The organism is Leptolyngbya sp. 7M, from assembly GCF_018128485.1.
This window is the reverse complement of the sequence record NZ_CP070897.1, coordinates 391,491-410,717: the sequence shown is the minus strand read 5'-3', so window position 1 is coordinate 410,717 and position 19,227 is coordinate 391,491. Positions and strand designations below refer to the sequence as shown.

The following is a 19,227-nucleotide window of genomic DNA, read 5'->3' as shown; positions in this document are numbered from 1 at the left end:
GCGAAGAATGTTCTCCGTCGTTAACGAAAACGCCCCAAATGCATCCCTCACCGAGCCGCTAGACGCCGCTGGGCTATTGCAACCAGAAGATCCTTATCGTGTAAAACCGGCTATCGAATTTCGAGACGTACATCTGTCATTCGATGAAAAGGTCATCCTTGATGGGATAAGCTTTTCGGTAGGCCGGGGGATGACCAAAATAATATTGGGCCGCAGCGGCGGCGGCAAATCGACCATCATCAGACTAATACTTGGCTTACTCAAACCTGATTCCGGAGAGATACTCATCGACGGCGAGAACATCACAGAGCTTTCGGAAGAGGAAATGATGGATGTACGGCAGAAGGTCGGGATGGTTTTCCAAGAAGGTGCTCTTTTCGATTCTCTCTCAGTTTATGAGAATGTGGCATATAGGCTCCGTGAACAGAATGTGGTCGAGGAAGAAGTTGAGAATGAAGTGCGAAGGATGTTGCGATTCGTAGATCTGGAAGACGCGATCGACAAGATGCCGATCGAGCTTTCCGGCGGAATGCGGCGCCGCGTCGGAATAGCTCGGGCATTGATCGGCGATCCCGAGATCGTTCTTTTTGATGAGCCTACCGCAGGGCTTGATCCTCCGACTGCCCGTACAATTTGTGAGCTCGCGATAAAACTTCGTGATCTACAAGATGTCGCCTCGATATTCGTGACACATGAAATGAACAATGTTCGGTATTTGACGTCAGAATATGCTACCGTTGACGAAACCGGAAGGGTTATTTATGAGGAAGAAGGCGAAAAGCTGTGCCTGTTGAATACAGAGATATTAATGCTCAAGGACGGTAAGATCATCTTCACCGGGACCGACGAACAGCTTAAACGCTGTAACGATCCATACATCAAGCGGTTCATTCACGGTAAATGATGGATAATGGTTCAAACTAAGCAAAAACTAGGATTTACACAGCTGAGGGTCGGTATCTTTGTCTTATTCGGCCTGGCTATTCTTGCATTTCTGATACTAAATTCCACAGGGGATTTCAATCCGTTTGAAAAGAAGTTGCGTCTTAAGGCACGCTTCGCCGCAGCAGACGGACTCCGCGAAGGATCGGAGGTACAGCTTGCGGGCGTAAGAATCGGAAAGGTCCAAAGTGTTCAACTTTTGCCGCCGGATTCACCTGAAGAGGCCAAGGTAGAAGCCACATTATCAGTTGACAGCACAATGAATAATCGTCCGATCAACGAACGTATTCGCACAGATTCAACTGCTCAGCTTATCGCCATTTCAGTACTATCTAATGACAAGATAATAAATATCTCCCCAGGCACTGCGAAAGGCACTCCTGTCTCTGAAAATCACATTCTAGAATCCAGCGAGGCCATCTCCATTAATCAACTGACGCGTACTGGTAATGATCTTCTCCAGCAGATCAATCGCATAGCCGTGCCTGCGAATGAGATACTCAACAGAGCTAATCAGGGCGATGGTACGCTCGGGAGAATTCTGAACGATGAATCCTTATACCAGAATCTGGATGCGGCCGTCGCGGAAACGAAACTAACGATGGTAAGGCTCCAAACAACTATTGAGAAGATCAATCGCGGCGAAGGTACTGCCGGACAATTGGTCAATAATAGAGAGCTTTATGACAATCTTAATAAGACCGTTGCTCAGCTCGAGTCGATCTCCAATGATATTCGTGCCGGGCGCGGAACCGCGGGGAAATTTGTCACCGATGATGCCTTATACAACGAAACACGTGCTGCAATAACTGACCTAAGAACTACGGCCAACAAGTTCAACGCGATCGCCGATGACATAAAATTGATCACGGGCGGTATGGTTGAGGGTACTGGATCGCTCGGTAAACTTGTTCAAGACGACAAGTTGTATGAGAACGCGAGAGATACCCTCTCTCGGTTCAATGCAACCGCAACTCGGTTGGAGAATCTTTTAGCCGATGCACAGGCAGGTAAAGGTACTATCGGCCGACTTGTTACAGACGAAACGCTCTATAACAACATTAACCAAACCGCATCAAACGTAAATCAATTCTCAAGTGAGACAACGAAGTTGATCTACGATTTTCGACAGAACCCCAAGAAATATCTTCGGATCCGCCTCAGTCTGTTTTAGTATATTTGACGGACAAACTCTGAGTGCATAATATGCATCTATACACTCGTTATGCGATTTAATAACGGCGAGGATGTCTATTATGCAGAAATCGAAACGACAGCAATATATTCTTAAGTTGGTTTCGACATCGTCAGTTTCCAAGCAAGAAGCAATAGTTAAAATGCTCATCTCAGCGGGCTTTTCTGCAACCCAGGCAAGCGTTTCACGCGACCTGGAAGAATTGGGCATTATCAAACGAAACGGACGATATGTACTTAACCCACGCAGCACGACCGAAGGGTCGCCTTTCGGACCGGTTTCTTTCGCATTCGCAGGACCAAATCTAATAGTTGCCAAATGCAGCCCTGGAACGGCTTCCGCTCTCGCTGTGAAGATCGATTCGTCGGCGATCAAAGAGATCGTAGGCACGATCGCTGGAGACGACACAGTTTTCATCGCCACCGTGGACGCCACGGAACAGAAAAAAGCAATTCGAATGCTTGATAGGGAGTTTTCGACTAATGAATAACAAGATCAATGTTGCCATATTCGGCGGTTCGGGTTACGGTGGGAGCGAGCTACTAAGGCTCCTGCTCTTTCATCCAAATGTGGAGATCGTTCTAGTAACGGCGAATGAGCATGCCGGAAAGCCCGTATCCGACATCCATAAAAACCTCAACGGCCTTACGGAACTGATCTTTCAACCTGCTCCTGAAAACATCAGGTCCTTAATAGACCTAGACATTGCGTTCTTTGCATTACCTCACGGCCAGGCACTGAAACTGATCCCGGATCTTCCTGAGCCGACAAAGGCGGTGGACCTTTCCGGCGATTTTCGTATCAATGATCCGAATGTATTTGAGCGTTTCTACAAACACGTGCACTCCGGTGCTATCCAGAAGCAGTTTGTCTATGGTTTGACAGAAACTAACCGAACCGCGATCCGATCTGCTCGCTTTGTAGCAAATCCTGGCTGTTTTGCTACAGCGACATTGCTAGCACTCGCTCCTCTGGTAGGTAGTAAATTGGTCGGCGGCCGGATCATAGTGGATGCAAAGACGGGCTCATCAGGTTCAGGCATAAAGCCTGCTACCAATACGCACCATCCACAAAGAACGAATTCATTTTATGTTTATAAGCCATTTATTCATCAACATTTACCGGAGATCGAACAACATCTTTCTTCCCTCGGAGACTATCAAGACGGGATGGTATTTATGACTCACAGCATGCCGGTCTCCAGAGGAATCTTTGCCAGCTGCTATCTTGAAAGCAATGTGGGATTAACTAACGAAGATCTGCATAACCTCTATCGGAAATTTTATGAGGATTCATACTTTGTCCGATTGGTCGATGGTTCACCGGACATAAACTGGGTCAAGACGACCAACTTCTGCGATATCTCTATTCATACAGATGGTAAGAATATCGCCATATTCTCTGCGATCGATAATCTTGTAAAAGGGGCCGCCGGGCAAGCTGTCCAGAATATGAACTTGATGTTCGGCCTTGACGAAACTACCGGACTACGGATTGTCGGAACAAATCCATAATCAGAATGTCATTTGAAGCAATAAAACATATAGAGGCGCGGTCGCAAGTAGAGACCTATGCAAAGATGGCGATCGCAGTAGAACGCGGTCGTGGCGCTTGGGTTTGGGCGTCAGACGGAGAGAAATATCTTGATCTCTACGGAGGTCACGCCGTCTGCGCGACCGGCCATTCACACCCGCACGTTACAAAGGCGATAAACGAACAGGCCCAGAAGATCCTGTTCTATTCGAATCTGGTTTATTCGGAGATTCGCGGACGTGCCGCCGAGAAACTAACGTCCGTCGCTCCGGGTGGGCTGACAAAGGCATTTTTCTGCAATTCCGGAACAGAGGCAAACGAAAATGCAATGAGAATGGCACGTCTGGTAACAGGCCGAAAAAAGATCGTTTCGTTTTCAGGCGGCTTTCACGGACGGACCGCTGATTCTATTTCAGCAACTTTTCTCGGGAAGTATCGAGAACTCGGCGAACCAAATGTTCCAGATCATGTTGAAGCTGTGTTCGGTGACATCAGCGATGCAAAATCAAAAATAGATCGTGCAACGGCTGGTGTGATTCTTGAGCCTATACAGTCGATGGCTGGTGTAGTGGAGGCAGAGCCGGAATACTTCATTGAACTCAGAAAGATATGTGATCGCGTAGGTGCGATACTGATATTCGATGAGGTTCAAACCGGTGTTGGTCGGACCGGGAATTGGTTCTTTGGCGGAAGCGAGCTTTCGGGCAATGTAGTACCGGACATCATAACGCTTGCTAAATCACTTGGCAGCGGTGTACCTGTTGGTGCCTGTCTGGTGAATGAAAAGATCTCTTCGAATATTCGCATTAACGATCTTGGCACGACATTCGGTGGCGGAATGCTTGCAATGGCGGCGGTCCTTGCAACGCTCGAAGCGATCGAACAAGACAGGATGATCGAGAACGCGCGAGCGATCGAAACCCACCTTCGAACGGAGCTAGAGACGAGCCCCGTGGTCAATGCGATTCGTGGAAAGGGGTGTCTTCTTGGCATCGAATTCAACACCGCGTGCAAGCCTTATTATGAAAGACTTCTTGAGAACCGGATCATTACGGGCACGTCTTCCGATCCGAGAGTGCTTCGCATACTAGCTCCGCTCTGCACGGCCAAAGAGGAAGTCGAGCTTTTTGCTGAGGTACTCAATGGATAATTTTCTTACGACAAACGGACTTGATAAAGGTACTCTCGAAAACCTAATCGAGTCAGCGATCAACTTCAAGAACTCTCGATGGTCCATCGAACGCCCTATTGGAGGGCGTTCCGTCGCCCTTGTCTTCTTCAATCCCAGCTTGCGTACACGAGCGTCAATGCAGATTGGCATCCACGAACTCGGAGGCAATTCGGTGGTGTTGGAGCCCGGAAGCACATCCTGGACACTTGAGCACCGCGAAAGTGTCGTAATGGATGGCGACAAGACAGAACATATCAAAGAATTCGTGCAAGTCCTGGAAAGGTATGTTTCGGCAATAGGTGTACGGACATTCGCTGCTTTGAAGAATTGGGAGGAAGAGCGCATGGATCCGATCCTGAATGCATTCGCCAAATACGCATCGGTTCCGGTCATAAACCTTGAATCAGCAATGCATCATCCGTTACAGGCAATGGCGGACATAATGACGATCCGAGAGAACCTCGGTAAAAGCAAAAAGAAGGTCCTGTTAACGTGGGCGTGGCATCCAAAGCCGCTTCCGATGGCGGTTCCAAATAGTTTCGCACTTGCTGCAGCTCAGTTTGGCCATGATGTTCGTATCGCTCATCCAAGGGGATTTGAGTTAGATGAAGAACTTCTCAACGAGATCGAGCTCCAGGCTGAAATGAACGGCGGAAGTGTGGAATATTCGAATAATATCAATGAGTCGTTTGATGGAGCGGATGTGGTTTACGCAAAGAGTTGGGGCAGTAAACATTTCTATGGCGATCGGAATGGAGATATAAGGGAGCGCTCTGCGTATCGAGACAAATGGATTGTCGATGAACCGAAAATGGCCAAGACCAAGAATGCGGTTTTTATGCATTGTTTGCCTGTTAGGCGAAATGTGATCGTGACAGATGCCGTTATCGATTCGCCAAATTCTATCGTTCTCGATCAGGCTGAGAACAGGCTGCATATTCAGAAGGCCATCCTGACGGAGCTTTTCAAATGAACATCGAAACCCTAGACCTACTGCGTGAGGCACTGCCTTATATTCAGCGATTCAAAGGCAAGACATTTGTCGTAAAATTCTCAGGAAAAGTTACTGAGGATAAAGATAACCTTGCCTCGCTTTCCGAGGAGTTGGCGTTACTTCATCAGGTCGGCATCCGAGTCTGTGTAATTCACGGCGGCGGAAAGCAACTCTCTGAACTTGCGGAAAAACTCGGTGTCGTTCAAACCGTGATCGAAGGGCGGCGGGTAACAGATGACGACACACTCGATCTGGCAAAGATGATCTTTCGCGGGAAGATCAATACTGAGATACTTTCCGCGCTCCGTCACCAAGGGATAGAAGCCGTCGGTCTCTCAGGTGTTGACGGCGGCGTTATCAAAGCCGTTCGCAGACCTCCAAAGAATGTGCTAAATAAACAGACCGGAGAGATCGAATCTGTGGATTACGGCAATGTCGGTGACATAGTAGAAGTGAATACGAGTTTGATAGAGCTGATTTTAGGGGGTAATTACCTGCCGGTTATATCTTCACTTGCAGCAGATGATAGCGGCAAAGTCTTCAACATCAATGCGGACACGATCGCAGCAGAGATCGCGGTTTCCTTGAAGGCAGAAAAGCTGGTCCTTCTCTCTGATGTCAACGGCATATACTTAGACCCTAACGATCCAGCGACAAAAATTGATCGGCTTTCAGCGTCGGATGCTTTCCGAATGATAAAAAGCGGCAAAGCGCGCGAAGGAATGATACCTAAGCTCCAGAATCTGACATCTTTGATCTCTCGTGGTATCGGATCCGCTCATGTTATAAGCGGAACGGAGCGGAATTCCCTTCTAGCCGAAGTTTTTACTGATCAAGGAACCGGCACGATGATAGTGCCCTAGTGCGTTATCGAGCTCTGGAAAATAGAAAGGACAGGTCTTCGAACCTGTCCCGACTAAGTAATGGTGCTGAGGGCGGGACTCGAACCCGCACGGATCGCTCCACACGCCCCTCAAACGTGCGCGGCTACCAATTACGCCACCTCAGCAATTCTGAAAAGATCATTTGTTCGCAGCCGGGGCCTCTTCACCTTTAGCCTCAGCATCTGCATTTGCTGGAGGTACGTTTGCCGGCTGAATTTGCTCGGTTCCGGTGGCTGAATTCGTATTCGTTTCAGCCTCAACAGCAGCCTGACTTTCTTCAGTAACAGGAGATCTGGTCTTCGAGCGTGTTGTCTGCCATATTCCCATAGCAAACATCGTGGAACGATTTTGAGCGATCAGGATTACAGGTACCGTCAATCACGACAACAATAAATCCCAATTCGGCCAACGCTTGGTGGTCGCTTCTTGCGGGGTTGAACGATCTGCTGCCAACACCTCCTCCCTGCGGGCCCGGATAAATATAGTTAACAATGGGATACTTCTTATTTCGGTCAAGGTTTGTAGGCGTGAACATTAACCCATAAAGGTTCCACCTTCCATCACGAGATTTGACAGTTATCGGTGTCGGAGGTTTCCACCCAGCGGCGATCAGCCGTGAGATATCGGTCCTCTCAAGCTCGGTAATGAGCTTGCCATTCATATCTCTGAGCACGGTAACGGGGGCAACATTTGGTTTTGAAAACGTATCAATGAAATACTTTTCATCCGGCGAGAGCGAATCTGATGATTTCCGTCTTCAGGAGTCAATAATTCTAAGCCGGTGCCATCAAACTTTATCTTATAAAAATGCGAGAAATATGGGTCGCGTCCGGGCTCGCGGCCATTTGCCTCGAACCAGATCGTGCGGCTTGCCGCGTCAACCTTGAGCATTCGCGTAACGACCCAATTACCCTTTGTTATCTGATTCTTAACGCGACCGGTCGCTAGGTCATAAAGATACAGATGGCCCCAATCGTCACGTTCCGAATACCAGATCACTTCGTTGGTAGCGGGAAAATAGCGCCAATTGATCGTCCCCTGGCCAGACTCATACTGCGTCGCGACCTTCTCTTCAAAGACATCGCGTACATCACCTGTCGAGGCATCGGCGATGCGGAATCTGGCTTCTTTGTGGTCCCTAGTGCTGGAGACAAATGCAAGCTTTGCCGAATCCGGGCTCCACTCATTGTCATCAAACGCTCCGCTGCAGGAAATATCGTCACAGAGCGTACCGCGGCGGTCATCCGCCGGCATCTTCAACCGGACGATCTTTCCCGAGTCTATGTCGATAATGACGCGATGGATCTTTATTATCTCCTTATCCTGCGGAAGTGGGTATTTCCATTGCTCAAGTCGAGGGGCTCCGACGTTCGTCGAGACAAGGTACATTTCGCTGACGTGTCGTTGATCCTGTTGATATGTGGCAACCTTCTTAGAATCGGGCGACCAGAGCACGATCGGCCGGTTACTTTTTCGCCAACCTGCGTTGTCTGTTGCGTAGCCAAAGTCCTTGATGCCGTCGGTCGTCAGCTGCTTTTCTTCATTTGTCGCCAGGTCGCGCACAAAAAGATTCCAATCCTTGATGAAAACCTCTTTCTTGCCGTCAGGTGAGCGAGCGCCGCCCCCGCCGCCTCGCGGACCAAATGTCGGCTGTGAGGCGGCCCCAACACCTATCTCTTCCTGAGTCTTCCCGCTACGTTTAGCTCCGGTTGCCGGGTCCACGACCACATACTCGCGTCCGGTCGCGGTCAATACCATGTACCAGAATCGGCCATCTGGAAGCCACGTTGGCCTGACAACGGCACGATCTACTAACGGAGTCACGTTGTAACCCAGCATCCGCTCGGCCCGTGCATAATCATCGACAGTCAATTGCCGAACAGTTTGTGCAATGGCAATACCAGGGAAAGAGTAGATACAAAAGCTTAGAAGAAATGCGATTCGCAAATGTTTCATATTTTTGAAAAGGAACCTCAAGAATTGTTTTCGATATTATGATTTATTTTGGTCAAAAGTAGTAATTCAGGGTTCAGTCATTTCCATAAAAAGTCTCTCCCCTTCGTTGGTACGGCTATCAAACAATCTTTTTATAAGTACAGCCCGCGATCTCATTCTTTTTTTTGCCTGCAAGTTCTAGTATCCTAGAGTTTTGACATCGTTTTAACATTCGCATTTTTCCGGAGATATTATGAGCGTAGAAGTAGTAATGCCCCAGATGGGCGAATCGATTACAGAAGGCACTGTTTCGAAATGGTTGAAGTCTGTTGGCGATAAGATCGAAAAGGATGAGCCGATCCTCGAGATATCGACCGATAAGGTCGATGCAGAGGTCCCGTCGCCCTCGGCCGGTACGCTTCTGGAGATTCGCCATCAGGAAGGTGAAACGGTCGAGGTCGGCACCGTGCTCGCCATGATCGGAGCCGAGGGTGAGGCCGTAACGCCGGCCCCTGCTACACAGATTCAAAGCCCTGATCCTACACCCGCTCCTACATCAATGAGCCTTACAGAGCCGGAGGCTCCAGTTTACGATAATGTTGAGGCTGTTTCTTCAACTCCAGCTTCTGCTGGGGAAGCTGTTTCTAGTTCCCCGGAGGCTACCGAGGTAGTGATGCCGCAAATGGGCGAATCAATAACCGAAGGTACGGTCTCAAAATGGTTGAAATCAGTCGGAGACGATATTGAAAAAGACGAACCGATACTGGAAATTTCTACTGATAAGGTAGATGCAGAAGTGCCATCCCCGGCGGCGGGTAAACTTCTAGCGATCAACGTAAACGAAGGCGAAACTGTTGAGGTAGGGGCCGTTCTCGCACTGGTTGGAGCCGAGGGGGCAGCATCGACATCGAAGCCACCGGCCGTTAGTGCAGAAACTGAATCCCCTTCGTTGACACAGCCTGGATCCGCTCCAGCTCCGATGCCTGTTGCAGTTACTGCCACAACAAATGGCGGAAAGGGCAACGCTTCGGTTGATGAGCTGCGACGCACCAGATCTAGTCCGCTCGTAAGAAATATCGCCAAGGAGCACGGAATCGACATTACGCGGATACCGGGCTCGGGAATTTCCGGTCGTGTCACCAAAAAGGACATTCTTTCTTTTATTGAAACCGGTGCGGCACTTCGTCCTGAAGACCTATTGAAGAAAGGCGTGGCAGCTCCGACCATCTCGTCGCAGCCGGCCCAGCGATCAGAATATTCCGCCCCGTCTGTCATTGCTTCCGCGGGTGACCGTGTGGAGAAGATGTCGGTGATGCGTAAGAAGATCGCTGAGCATATGACTTATTCAAAGCATACGTCAGCACACGTGACCAGCGTTTACGAGATCGACATGACAAACGTCGCCAAATTCCGTGAAGCAAACAAAAAAGCATTTCAGGAACGATACGGTACAAAACTCACGTTTATGCCTTTCATCTTTCAAGGCGTGACCAATGCTATCCGGCAGTTCCCCATCGTTAACGCTCAGGTTGATGGCGATAACATCATTTACAAAGGCGATATCAATCTTGGCATGGCCGTAGCCCTTGATTGGGGCTTGATCGTCCCGGTGATCAGGAGGGCTGACACCCTTTCGCTTTCCGGTCTTGCTCTCACCGCAAACGACCTTGCCGATCGCGCTCGCTTGAAAAAGCTGAACCCAGATGAAGTTACAGGCGGGACATTTACGATAACAAACCCTGGCGTCTTTGGAGGTCTTTACGGAACACCGATCATCAATCAGCCTCAGGTTGCTATTCTTTGCGTTGGAACGATCGAAAAACGACCAAAGGTTTTAACCACCCCGGATGGCGATGATTATATCGCGATCCGACAAATGGCATACTTTGCATTGACCTATGACCATCGGATCGTAGATGGCGCCGATGCTGAAAAGTTCCTGTCATACCTTAAGAAATACTTGGAAACTACTGATTTTGCAGTGTAAATAGTTGTTGCTTCATCGCATTGGAATCGTGTAAGCTTCGAAATAAGGAGCTTGCATGATTTTGCTATCGCCGTATCAAATTCAAACAGATCCGATCCTGTGTCGGCAGAATGTAGTAAATACGAACGGACTGAAGGAAGACCGTTCGCAACGTGTCAAATGCATATCTCTTTATTTTCCTGTGGTTTAACAAGTTCAGAGGATTTTCGTAAGATTGGCACGCTGTTTGTTTAGTCTTTCGCAGATGGAAATCGAAACTTTAGTGAAAATATGTTCTACAACTTTTTGTCCAGCAAGTTCGTCTATGAACTCGGTTTCCATAGATTAAAAAGATCTGTGGTCAGGAGCTAAAGCTATGTTAAAGAAAATGTCGATCTTCGTGGTCACCGTTGCACTCGGTGCCGCAAATATTCTCGCCCAAGAAGGGCAGATCCGTAATTTGGTAAATGGTCAAAAATATACGATCGAAGGCGTGATCGTGGACAAAGAAAGCGATACCTCTTTTATCGTTCGTGATTCGGTTGGTGTTGACACCCGTGTTGTTATCGCTCCGAATGCAAGCATTAAGAATAATTCTCCGTGGGGCGGCGACCGCTATCCCTCTAACTCGCTTGTCCGCGGCCTGAATGTAAAGGTCGAAGGGCGGGGCGATAGCACCGGAAGCCTTGCAACAACGAAGGTCCGATTCGACAGAAGCAATTTGCTCACTGCACAAAGCATTGAGGCTCGTGTGGCACCGGCTGAAGAACGGCTGACGGCTGCTGAAGAGAATGCGCGTCGTGTATCCGGACAGATCGATGAGCTGATGGCCATCTCAAACGCGGCTCGCGGTGGAGCTAAGGCCGCACAGGATACCGCCGACGCAGCAGTTGCGGGTGTTAACGCAACCAATCAGCGCATCTCTGCACTTGATGATTACGTCGTTCAATCTACGGCGACGGTCAACTTCCGCGTAAACAGCGCTGTTCTTTCACCGGAGGCAAAAATGTCGTTAGACGAGGTCGCCGCGACCGCTGCTTCGCTTCGCGGCTACACGATCGAGGTGACAGGATTCGCTTCATCAGAAGGTAACGCTCAGGCAAACAAAGCTCTGAGTGAACGAAGGGCGAGAGCGGTTATCGATTACCTTGTGACCACTCACAACATTCCGCTTCGCCGTATCGGTACTTCGTATGGCTATGGTGTCTTGAATCCGGTCGCGGATAACCGTACGCGTGAAGGACGTGAGGCAAATCGGAGGGTCGAGGTCAAACTTCTCGTCAGCCGAGGCATCAATCAGAACGTAGAGGTGCGACAGGTCGAAGGCGACAATGATGATACCGATGAGCGATAAGCCAAGTGCATGGGCTTACTATCAGAGGCGGGGGCTCACAGTCGGCACCCGCCTTTTTGCGAACCATATTCTGCTGTGGCGCATCCTTAGTTAATAGTTATGCTTATTTCCCGAAACATCTCTCAAAAATGTCTTATCTTTGCTTCTGTCGCTTTGGCTCTTTTATCAGCTGACACATTCGGCCAAACCCCAACGCCAACTCCACGCATTAGTGAAGATACAGAAGTGATCCGCGTTACATCCCGCTTGATAATGATCCCTGTTTCGGTAGTCGATGGAAACGGTGAGCCCGTGATCGGATTGACGGCACGTGATTTTATCGTTCGGGAAGAAGGTGAGGTCCAGGAACTTGAGAATGTAGGAAATGCAGAGACGGTTCCGCTGGAAATAGCGCTGTTGTTTGATGTATCGGCAAGCACTGACGCGATGTTTCGCTTCCAACAGGAAACTGCCGCGAAGTTTCTTCGAGAGATAATGAAACCGGATGACCGGGCCACGATATTCACCATTGGTCAAAAACCGATACTTGTATCAGGACGGGAAACAGCAGATAAAGCGGTAGAAAGCCTAATGTCGATCAAGCCTACGAAAGGCGCGACCGCATTCTATGACACGGTCCGGGAGGCATCGAGCTTTTTGCGAATCAATTCTCCTGAGGGGCGAAGGCGTGTTATCGTAACTATCTCAGACGGCGAGGATAATTTCAGTGAAGGAGTTCAGCGTGCACAGCGAAACGTTGAGCGCAGGATCGTGGACAATCGTGCGGATCCTGAGTTGACAAGATTGGGGCGGATAGTTGTACAGGCACAGGAATCTGCAAAACAATCGGAGCGTACAAAGGTGCTAAGGTCGCTCCAAGATGCAGATATCGTTCATTATTCGATCAATCCGGCTGGGAGCTCTTATCAATTGAATCAGATCTCGATCTTTGGTCAGGAGAATATGCAGGTATTTTCAAAGGAGACCGGAGGCACCGCATTCTTACCTCGATTTATGCCGATCGATACCAAAGATTACATTGCCAATCAGGCGAATCAGCGAAGAAATGCAGAGATACTAGACCGCATTTTTCGGCAGCTCGCGAATGAACTCCGGGCACAGTACTTGATCCAGTATTATTCTGATGCTGAATTTCCCGATGGCCGGTTCGTCAAAGTGAAGGTCGATCTTAAGGAACCGGCCGGAAGAAATGTCAGGGCTCGCGAAGGCTACTACGTAAGAAACTAATTTGACCTTTTACAAGCCTTTTGCGCTCAAATGATCCCGCTTGGCAACTCGACGATATTTATGTGTTATCGGTCGTCGCCTTCCAATACCAATAGCATTTTTTGAGATGATCAAGGTAGGTGGAAGCTGGCGGCGTTTGAATTCGTTCGCCGGGTGTTCGACCTTGTTAAGAATGCCGTAAACAAGTTCAGCATCGTGACCTGCAGCAATTATCTCGGCGGGCGATGCCTTTTGCTCAAAATACATTCGTAATACCGGATCCAACAATTCATAAGCAGGAAGACTGTCCTCATCAAATTGGTTTGGCGCAAGCTCTGCCGATGGTTTCTTTGTAATTATTGCGTTGGGGATGATCTCTCTTCCAGCCGTTTGGTTGATGTCTCGCGCGATCTTCCATACCTCGGTTTTGAGAACATCACCCAGTACTGCGAGACCTCCGTTAGTATCACCGTAAAGTGTGCAATATCCGACAGCCAATTCAGATTTATTGCCGGTTGAAAGTAATAATCTTCCTTCGGCATTGGAGATAGCCATCAAGAGCACCCCGCGAATGCGCGATTGTAAATTCTCAGCCGCCAGAGACTCGCCGCCGCGGGTTGGCTTGTCCAGCCGAAGCTGTTTTAGCAGAACATCAAAAGCATCAGAGATAGGCTCGATCCGGCCTTCGCAGCCCAAATTTCTGACCAGCTCTTCGGAATCTGTGATACTACCCGCAGACGAAAATGGTGACGGCATCATCACACAAAGCAGATTTTCCGGACCGATAGCCTCCGCAGCAAGGGCCGCGACCAATGCAGAATCGATACCACCGCTAAGTCCGAGTACCGCCTTTCTAAAATTGTTCTTCGCCGCATAGTCGCGAATGCCAAGTACGAGCGCGTCCCTGACAGATTGTGTCTCATCGCCAGAGATCCCGCGGGCATCAGGCTTGCGGCTGTCGAGTTCGACCGTTTCTACGAATTCTTCAAATGCCGGAGCCTGCAAAATGATATCGCCTTCTTCGTCAGCAACAAGGCTTGCTCCGTCAAATATGATCCCGTCATTACCTCCGACAAGATTCACAAATACTATAGGTGTTCGCTCATGCTTAGCGCGGTGCGAGACCATCTCACACCTTAGCGCGATCTTGCCTTTGTTGAATGGAGAGGCGTTTATGGCAACGATCAGTTCTGCACCTCTTTCTAGTACGATCGCCGTGGGATCTTTCTCGTAAAGCCGTTCACGCCAAAATGTCTTATCGTTCCAGAAATCCTCGCAGACCACTATCCCGAGCTTGTGTTTCTTACCGTCTCGGCAAGTTATTTCTACTATCCCGTTTGGTTGAGATTCAGGCTCAAAGTAGCGCGGATCATCAAAAACGTCATACTCCGGCAGAAGTGTTTTATCGACAAAGCCGACGAGAGATCCATCTGAAATAACAGCCGCAGAATTGAATAGCCGCTTTCCGTCCGAATCCTCGTTCGGTCTGATGGTTCCGATAACAGCGGTGATCCCTTCGGTTGCGGGAATGAGGCTCTCAAGAGGTTCGAGCGCCGAGTTGATGATGTCGCGGTCCTGAAACCAATCCTGAGATGTATAGCCGTGTATACAAACTTCCGGAAAAACTATCAGATCAGAAGCATCAGACCTCGCACGCTCGATAGCCGCAAGGATCTTCGCAACGTTTCCATCAATATCGCCGTTGGTCGTATTGATCTGTCCGATCGTTACACGCATAGGAAAAGTATATTGGAAACGTCAGAAAAAATCTTGCAATGAACAGCCCTGCTGATCAAGTCTGCCAGTTAATTAGGCAATAAATCCTGGTTTGGGGTGGTCTGATCTAAGTTAGAGAATAATGTTAAATGAACTATTGTGTAAGATCGGGCTCGCTTTTTTTGACCATGGTCAGCCGGTTCCCGCGTTCGTTGTAGGCGACCTCATCCATTATGTTGTAAATAAAAAGAACGCCGCGCCCGCTTGTTTTGAAAAGGTTCTCTGGGTCGAGCGGGTCAGGAATGCTATTTACGTCAAATCCTTCGCCTTCGTCTTCGATCGTGAAACGAGCCTCTTTATCCGAGACCTCCGAAGTAATCCGGACCAATTTCTGAGTATCGAATTTATTTCCGTGTTTTACGGCATTCACAAATGCCTCGTCTAGGGCGATAAAGAGATTCGAACGCTCAGGTTTGATAACACCGAGCCGCTCGACTCTTTTGATCAAATATTCAAGAACGACGTGCATCGGCGAGATCGCGCTCGGCAGCTCAAACTCTATGAACTCGTGAAGCCCTTTAACCGCCTTTTCAGTATCAACGTAGCGAAGTTTGTAATCCAGTATGGTCGCGAATAGCTCGCGAAGCTCCTCCTCGTCAAACCCGTCGCGCCGGAAATTCGCGGCACATATTTTGAACGCCTTTATGTGATCGGCCTTTATCTCGGCGCTGATCGTCGGCAAGCAGGTCGCCCCATTCCCCTCAAGGGCAGGCACCGGGGCAAAGTGATTGACATCTAGGTCGGTTATAACCAGGTCGAAGGATTCAATATCATCACGCAGGATCGCTTCATCTCTGCTTTCGAGAATCTCGACAGCGTGCCCACTGGCCACGAAAACCTCTTCCAGCGAACTTGCCAGGTCATCATGGTCGTCGATGATCAGTATCTTTCTTTCCATGTAGCAGCGGGAGTACCAAGATTAACGAATTTCACCCCGTTCCTGTTGCAAATAATACCCCAAGTTGCTACTTCTTTTCTATCTGTGGCTGATCGATTTGAAGACGCCTTTCAATTTCACTCGCTCGAACGCTTCACGTTCAAAGAGCGACTGATCATTCGCGCCGCGGGATTCATCTTTGCGTTTTTTCTTAGAGTTATTGGTCTTACGCTACGATTCATAGATGATGAACGAAAGATCATTGAAGATTTGGAAGATCAAAGGATTAAGCCGATCCTTGTTTTCTGGCATGACAGAATTGTCACCGGAACTTACTATTTTCGAAACCGGAATATCCTCGTCCTTTCATCAACAAGCCGTGATAGTGAGTATACGGCCCGATGCATACAGCGGTTCGGCTTCGGCGTGATAAAGGGTTCATCTACTCGCGGAGCGGTTCAGGGACTTGTTGGTATGATCCGTGCGGTCCGTGCCGGATATACCGCTGCTTTTACCGTCGATGGCCCAAAAGGCCCGCGCTATGTAGCAAAATCAGGCCCCATTCTACTCGCTAAAAAGACCGCCTCACCGATATTGCCATTTATACTTCAGCCGCACCGTTATTTTATGTTGGGCAGCTGGGATCGCCTTCAGATCCCAATGCCTTTCACTCGTGTCGCATTGTTGGTTGGCGAGCTGATATACGTTGATCCAAACGCGGATGATGCTGAGATAGAAGCCAAACGTGACGAACTGCAACGATCGCTTGACTCACTAGTGGAACGAGGGAATTCTCTATTTACAACCACCAATTAGCGATCAGTTATCTAACTTTTCGGTCTTATCAAAATAGTTCGCGCTCAAGAGCACAAAAACTATCCAGACCGCATCTGCAAGCAGCAAGTGGCCAAGTTGCATCACGATCGGACCTAACATCAAGAGTGTTGCCGCACCGAATGCAACTTGGACAAAGATCAATACCGAAAGTATCCTTGACCAATACGCAACTGGGCCAGTTCCTGATCTAAGCCTAGCCAGCCACCCTGCCAGAAACAAAATATAAACAGAAACGAACACGGAAAGTAGAGGATGGCTTATCCGTAAACGAAGAATGATATGGGATGCCGCTGAAAGATCCTTTGCAAGCCCCTCCGCGATAGATTCCGAAGGAAATAGTATATTACTAAGAGCCGCAAGTGCCCCGCTTGAGCCGACCAGCAACAGACCGATCACCGCAATAGCAATCAACACAATAGCCTTTCGCTCTGAGAAGAATGAGAGTTTTCTCTCACCGGATGCGAACCAAACATTAAGTGTTAGGAAAGTGAGCAGAATGAACGTATTGATCAAATGCCCGATCGCCCAATAAGCCCGTGTATCAGTGATCGCCTCAGCCGTGTTTCCGGTCAGCACCAAACCCGCACCGACAGCAGCTTCTGTAAGTACAAAGAATACGGAGCCAACCGTTGCGAAAAGTACCTGTCGCGCCTGTCTGTCTCTGAGCCGCATCCAAATTCGGACTGCCCAGACCAGCAGAACCAGCATCAGGAGACCATCGATCGCAGTTGAAACACGATGTGTGAATTCGATAACCGTCTTGAATTCGGGCGCAGAAGGTATAACTTCGCCATGACACGTCAGCCAGTATTGTCCACATCCGTCTCCGGATTTCGATGCGCGAAGAAAAACGCCCCAAAGAATCACGAGAAGGTTGTATATGAGAACAAATAATGCGTATCTTTTGAACAGGCTGAGATTTGGTTTTGATGTCATTGCCTTTTACGCCACCTTATTTGTTACTCGATCGTAGAATAACACCACAGCAATGGCGGGGGGCAGCACAATCCTTATTAGAAATACTTAACTTGAACAAATATTATACTGAATATCTTTAATGATAGTTGCTTAGAACGCCGCTTGTGAAGACAGCTTCAAACAAAGAAAGGATAGACAAACTACTCGTTGACCGCGGATTCGCAGAATCTCGCACACGAGCACAGGCAATGATAATGGCCGGCCTTGTGTTGGTCAATGAAACCAGGATCGAAAAGCCCTCAGAGCTTTGCCCTTCAGGATCGGTAATACGTATCAAGGGAGATACGCCTGAATCCCGTTATGTCAGCCGCGGCGGGTTGAAATTGGAGCATGCGCTCCGTACATTCAGTATCGAGGTTTCCAGAAAGACCTGTATCGATATCGGTTCATCAACTGGCGGCTTTACGGATTGCCTTCTCCAGCATGGCGCGACGCGGATCGTCGCCATCGACGTTGGAACCAATCAACTTGCATGGAAGCTCCGCAGTGATGAGAGAGTTGAAGTGCGTGAAAACGTAAATGCCCGCAGTCTTCAACCAAGTGACTTTGACACATTGTTCGATCTTGCCGTGATGGACGTTTCGTTCATATCAGTAACCAAGATCATACCTTCACTCGTTGAACTTCTTGTTCCCGGTGGCAAGCTGGTAATACTCATCAAGCCTCAATTCGAGGTTGGGAGAGGTGAGGTCGGCAAAGGCGGCATTGTTAAGGAACCAGAAAAGCATGAGCGCGTGATCCGAAAGATCAGCGAGTTTGCAAATAAGTTTGAAATTAGACCTCTCGGCGTAACCGAGTCTCCGATCCTTGGCGCTAAAGGTAACAAAGAATTTCTTGGGTATTATGAACGAACCTGAAGCTCCGCCGGACACGAATCGTAAATTTGAAGAGGGCGTCCATTTCTACTTTGAGAACGACCTGATGGTTCTCACTGAAAGATTTCTGTTGGAACGTGGGTATTGTTGCGGCAACGGCTGCCGTCACTGTCCGTACGAGAATGACCTTCAAAGAAGGAATTCCTCTAGTTCATTATGTGACGGAACATGAGGTGCGGTTTCTTGCCTTCGTACAAGCTTAAGCTCGTCATTCGATCTGTTAGGTAACGGGTACTCGACAACTTCCTTGGTGGTCGATTTATCCACTGTACCGACAGTCGAGGGGCCAACAAAATCTATCGGGGTACGCGCGATCTGTATAAGAAGTTCAGGTGTGCAGCAAACGGTCTCATATTTCGCGAGGTCTAATCGAAGTTCTTCCTTATTTGCCAACCAATCCAAAGCAGCCTCCATTGTTCTGCGTTCTCCTTTGTCCTCCGGCCAAACAATACTGTAGTGCATCCATTTCCCATCGCGCCGAGCCTGAACGAGGCCCGCATTGCGAAGGTATGCGAGATGCCTTGATATCTTCGGTTGGCTTTCGCCCAAGACCTCTGTAAAAAAGCACACGCAAACCTCATTTGAACGCATAAGGTTCAATAACCTAAGTCGCGTCTTATCTGCAAGTGCCATAAAGAATTGTTCCATTTTGTACAAAACAGCAACTTGGTTCATATTCGAATGATAGCATATTATGAAAATTT

General features: G+C 48.7%; 19 protein-coding genes and 1 tRNA gene. 13 read left to right on the top strand and 7 right to left on the bottom strand.

All coding sequences use genetic code 11. The features are described 5' to 3' along the window. Window positions 1-7: 7 nt before the first annotated feature. From JVX88_RS01985 to argB, 7 genes are all read left to right on the top strand, one after another. Window positions 8-904 (top strand): ABC transporter ATP-binding protein, encoded by an 897-nt coding sequence (locus tag JVX88_RS01985; protein ID WP_211625252.1) that lies wholly within the window; start codon window positions 8-10, stop codon window positions 902-904. A 135-nt stretch (window positions 905-1,039) separates the two neighbouring features. Next, window positions 1,040-2,116, top strand: a complete 1,077-nt coding sequence (locus JVX88_RS01980; protein ID WP_211625251.1) for an MlaD family protein — start codon at window positions 1,040-1,042, stop codon at window positions 2,114-2,116. An 82-nt stretch (window positions 2,117-2,198) separates the two neighbouring features. Continuing rightward, window positions 2,199-2,627 (top strand): arginine repressor, encoded by a 429-nt coding sequence (locus JVX88_RS01975; protein WP_211625250.1) that lies wholly within the window; start codon window positions 2,199-2,201, stop codon window positions 2,625-2,627. Next, window positions 2,620-3,651 (top strand): N-acetyl-gamma-glutamyl-phosphate reductase, encoded by a 1,032-nt coding sequence (argC, locus tag JVX88_RS01970; protein WP_211625249.1) that lies wholly within the window; start codon window positions 2,620-2,622, stop codon window positions 3,649-3,651. The genes JVX88_RS01975 and argC overlap by 8 nt, the downstream gene beginning before the upstream one ends. A gap of 5 nt (window positions 3,652-3,656) precedes the next feature. Continuing rightward, window positions 3,657-4,820: an aspartate aminotransferase family protein gene (locus JVX88_RS01965; RefSeq protein WP_211625247.1), complete on the top strand. Its 1,164-nt coding sequence runs from the start codon at window positions 3,657-3,659 to the stop codon at window positions 4,818-4,820. Next, window positions 4,813-5,814: an N-acetylornithine carbamoyltransferase gene (locus tag JVX88_RS01960; RefSeq protein ID WP_211625245.1), complete on the top strand. Its 1,002-nt coding sequence runs from the start codon at window positions 4,813-4,815 to the stop codon at window positions 5,812-5,814. The genes JVX88_RS01965 and JVX88_RS01960 overlap by 8 nt, the downstream gene beginning before the upstream one ends. Beyond that, window positions 5,811-6,698 (top strand): acetylglutamate kinase, encoded by an 888-nt coding sequence (argB, locus tag JVX88_RS01955; protein WP_211625243.1) that lies wholly within the window; start codon window positions 5,811-5,813, stop codon window positions 6,696-6,698. Before JVX88_RS01960 ends, argB begins: the two co-directional genes overlap by 4 nt. Window positions 6,699-6,759: 61 nt before the next feature. Here argB and JVX88_RS01950 read toward each other — a convergent pair. The 3 genes from JVX88_RS01950 to JVX88_RS01940 all read right to left on the bottom strand — a co-directional run bounded on the left by JVX88_RS01950 (window position 6,760) and on the right by JVX88_RS01940 (window position 8,675). Continuing rightward, window positions 6,760-6,844: transfer RNA gene (locus JVX88_RS01950), tRNA-Leu, on the bottom strand. Window positions 6,845-6,996: 152 nt separating this feature from the next. Beyond that, window positions 6,997-7,380 carry an alpha/beta hydrolase family protein gene (locus JVX88_RS40375; RefSeq protein WP_211625241.1) on the bottom strand — a complete coding sequence of 128 codons (384 nt, stop codon included), beginning with the start codon at window positions 7,378-7,380 and terminating at the stop codon, window positions 6,997-6,999. Beyond that, window positions 7,377-8,675 (bottom strand): DPP IV N-terminal domain-containing protein, encoded by a 1,299-nt coding sequence (locus JVX88_RS01940; protein WP_211625239.1) that lies wholly within the window; start codon window positions 8,673-8,675, stop codon window positions 7,377-7,379. Before JVX88_RS01940 ends, JVX88_RS40375 begins: the two co-directional genes overlap by 4 nt. Window positions 8,676-8,907: 232 nt before the next feature. Between JVX88_RS01940 and sucB the strand changes: the two genes are divergently transcribed. The 3 genes from sucB (at window position 8,908) to JVX88_RS01925 (ending at window position 13,201) form a co-directional block, all read left to right on the top strand. After that, a complete protein-coding gene (gene sucB / locus JVX88_RS01935) occupies window positions 8,908-10,641 on the top strand; it encodes a 2-oxoglutarate dehydrogenase, E2 component, dihydrolipoamide succinyltransferase (RefSeq protein ID WP_211625237.1) in 1,734 nt (577 codons plus the stop codon). Between the two features lie 355 nt (window positions 10,642-10,996). Then, on the top strand, window positions 10,997-11,974 hold the full coding sequence (locus tag JVX88_RS01930) for an OmpA family protein (protein WP_211625235.1): 978 nt from the start codon (window positions 10,997-10,999) through the stop codon (window positions 11,972-11,974). Window positions 11,975-12,127: 153 nt separating this feature from the next. After that, window positions 12,128-13,201 (top strand): VWA domain-containing protein, encoded by a 1,074-nt coding sequence (locus tag JVX88_RS01925; protein WP_211625233.1) that lies wholly within the window; start codon window positions 12,128-12,130, stop codon window positions 13,199-13,201. A gap of 9 nt (window positions 13,202-13,210) precedes the next feature. Here JVX88_RS01925 and JVX88_RS01920 read toward each other — a convergent pair whose 3' ends face one another. Together JVX88_RS01920 and JVX88_RS01915 are read right to left on the bottom strand one after the other, a co-directional pair. After that, window positions 13,211-14,917, bottom strand: coding sequence for an NAD+ synthase (locus JVX88_RS01920; RefSeq protein ID WP_211625231.1), 1,707 nt, complete (start codon window positions 14,915-14,917; stop codon window positions 13,211-13,213). A 133-nt stretch (window positions 14,918-15,050) separates the two neighbouring features. Beyond that, window positions 15,051-15,854 carry an ATP-binding protein gene (locus tag JVX88_RS01915; protein ID WP_211625229.1) on the bottom strand — a complete coding sequence of 268 codons (804 nt, stop codon included), beginning with the start codon at window positions 15,852-15,854 and terminating at the stop codon, window positions 15,051-15,053. Window positions 15,855-15,938: 84 nt separating this feature from the next. On the opposite strand from JVX88_RS01915, the gene JVX88_RS01910 reads away from it, so the two are divergent. After that, window positions 15,939-16,649, top strand: coding sequence for a lysophospholipid acyltransferase family protein (locus JVX88_RS01910; protein WP_211625227.1), 711 nt, complete (start codon window positions 15,939-15,941; stop codon window positions 16,647-16,649). Window positions 16,650-16,652: 3 nt separating this feature from the next. Here JVX88_RS01910 and JVX88_RS01905 read toward each other — a convergent pair whose 3' ends face one another. Then, window positions 16,653-17,606: a COX15/CtaA family protein gene (locus tag JVX88_RS01905; protein ID WP_211625225.1), complete on the bottom strand. Its 954-nt coding sequence runs from the start codon at window positions 17,604-17,606 to the stop codon at window positions 16,653-16,655. 146 nt (window positions 17,607-17,752) lie between these two features. Between JVX88_RS01905 and JVX88_RS01900 the strand changes: the two genes are divergently transcribed. After that, entirely contained in the window at window positions 17,753-18,505 is a 753-nt protein-coding gene (locus JVX88_RS01900) for a TlyA family RNA methyltransferase (RefSeq protein WP_211625223.1), read from the top strand. Next, entirely contained in the window at window positions 18,492-18,695 is a 204-nt protein-coding gene (locus tag JVX88_RS43830; protein ID WP_211625221.1) for a DUF5522 domain-containing protein, read from the top strand. The genes JVX88_RS01900 and JVX88_RS43830 overlap by 14 nt, the downstream gene beginning before the upstream one ends. Here JVX88_RS43830 and JVX88_RS40370 read toward each other — a convergent pair. After that, a complete protein-coding gene (locus JVX88_RS40370; protein WP_211625220.1) occupies window positions 18,653-19,156 on the bottom strand; it encodes an ArsR/SmtB family transcription factor in 504 nt (167 codons plus the stop codon). The two genes, JVX88_RS43830 and JVX88_RS40370, sit on opposite strands and share 43 nt — an antisense overlap. Window positions 19,157-19,227: the final 71 nt, after the last annotated feature.

Bases quoted from the DNA above. Each gene is read 5' to 3' on its own strand.
- sucB (WP_211625237.1), top strand. From the start codon at position 8,908: ATGAGCGTAGAAGTAGTAATGCCCCAGATGGGCGAATCGATTACAGAA.
- JVX88_RS01975 (WP_211625250.1), top strand. From the start codon at position 2,199: ATGCAGAAATCGAAACGACAGCAATATATTCTTAAGTTGGTTTCGACA.
- JVX88_RS01915 (WP_211625229.1), bottom strand. From the start codon at position 15,854: ATGGAAAGAAAGATACTGATCATCGACGACCATGATGACCTGGCAAGT.
- JVX88_RS43830 (WP_211625221.1), top strand. From the start codon at position 18,492: ATGAACGAACCTGAAGCTCCGCCGGACACGAATCGTAAATTTGAAGAG.
- JVX88_RS01940 (WP_211625239.1), bottom strand. From the start codon at position 8,675: ATGAAACATTTGCGAATCGCATTTCTTCTAAGCTTTTGTATCTACTCT.
- JVX88_RS40370 (WP_211625220.1), bottom strand. From the start codon at position 19,156: ATGGCACTTGCAGATAAGACGCGACTTAGGTTATTGAACCTTATGCGT.
- JVX88_RS01920 (WP_211625231.1), bottom strand. From the start codon at position 14,917: ATGCGTGTAACGATCGGACAGATCAATACGACCAACGGCGATATTGAT.
- JVX88_RS01960 (WP_211625245.1), top strand. From the start codon at position 4,813: ATGGATAATTTTCTTACGACAAACGGACTTGATAAAGGTACTCTCGAA.
- JVX88_RS01930 (WP_211625235.1), top strand. From the start codon at position 10,997: ATGTTAAAGAAAATGTCGATCTTCGTGGTCACCGTTGCACTCGGTGCC.
- JVX88_RS01965 (WP_211625247.1), top strand. From the start codon at position 3,657: ATGTCATTTGAAGCAATAAAACATATAGAGGCGCGGTCGCAAGTAGAG.
- JVX88_RS01985 (WP_211625252.1), top strand. From the start codon at position 8: ATGTTCTCCGTCGTTAACGAAAACGCCCCAAATGCATCCCTCACCGAG.
- JVX88_RS40375 (WP_211625241.1), bottom strand. From the start codon at position 7,380: ATGAATGGCAAGCTCATTACCGAGCTTGAGAGGACCGATATCTCACGG.
- JVX88_RS01905 (WP_211625225.1), bottom strand. From the start codon at position 17,606: ATGACATCAAAACCAAATCTCAGCCTGTTCAAAAGATACGCATTATTT.
- argB (WP_211625243.1), top strand. From the start codon at position 5,811: ATGAACATCGAAACCCTAGACCTACTGCGTGAGGCACTGCCTTATATT.
- argC (WP_211625249.1), top strand. From the start codon at position 2,620: ATGAATAACAAGATCAATGTTGCCATATTCGGCGGTTCGGGTTACGGT.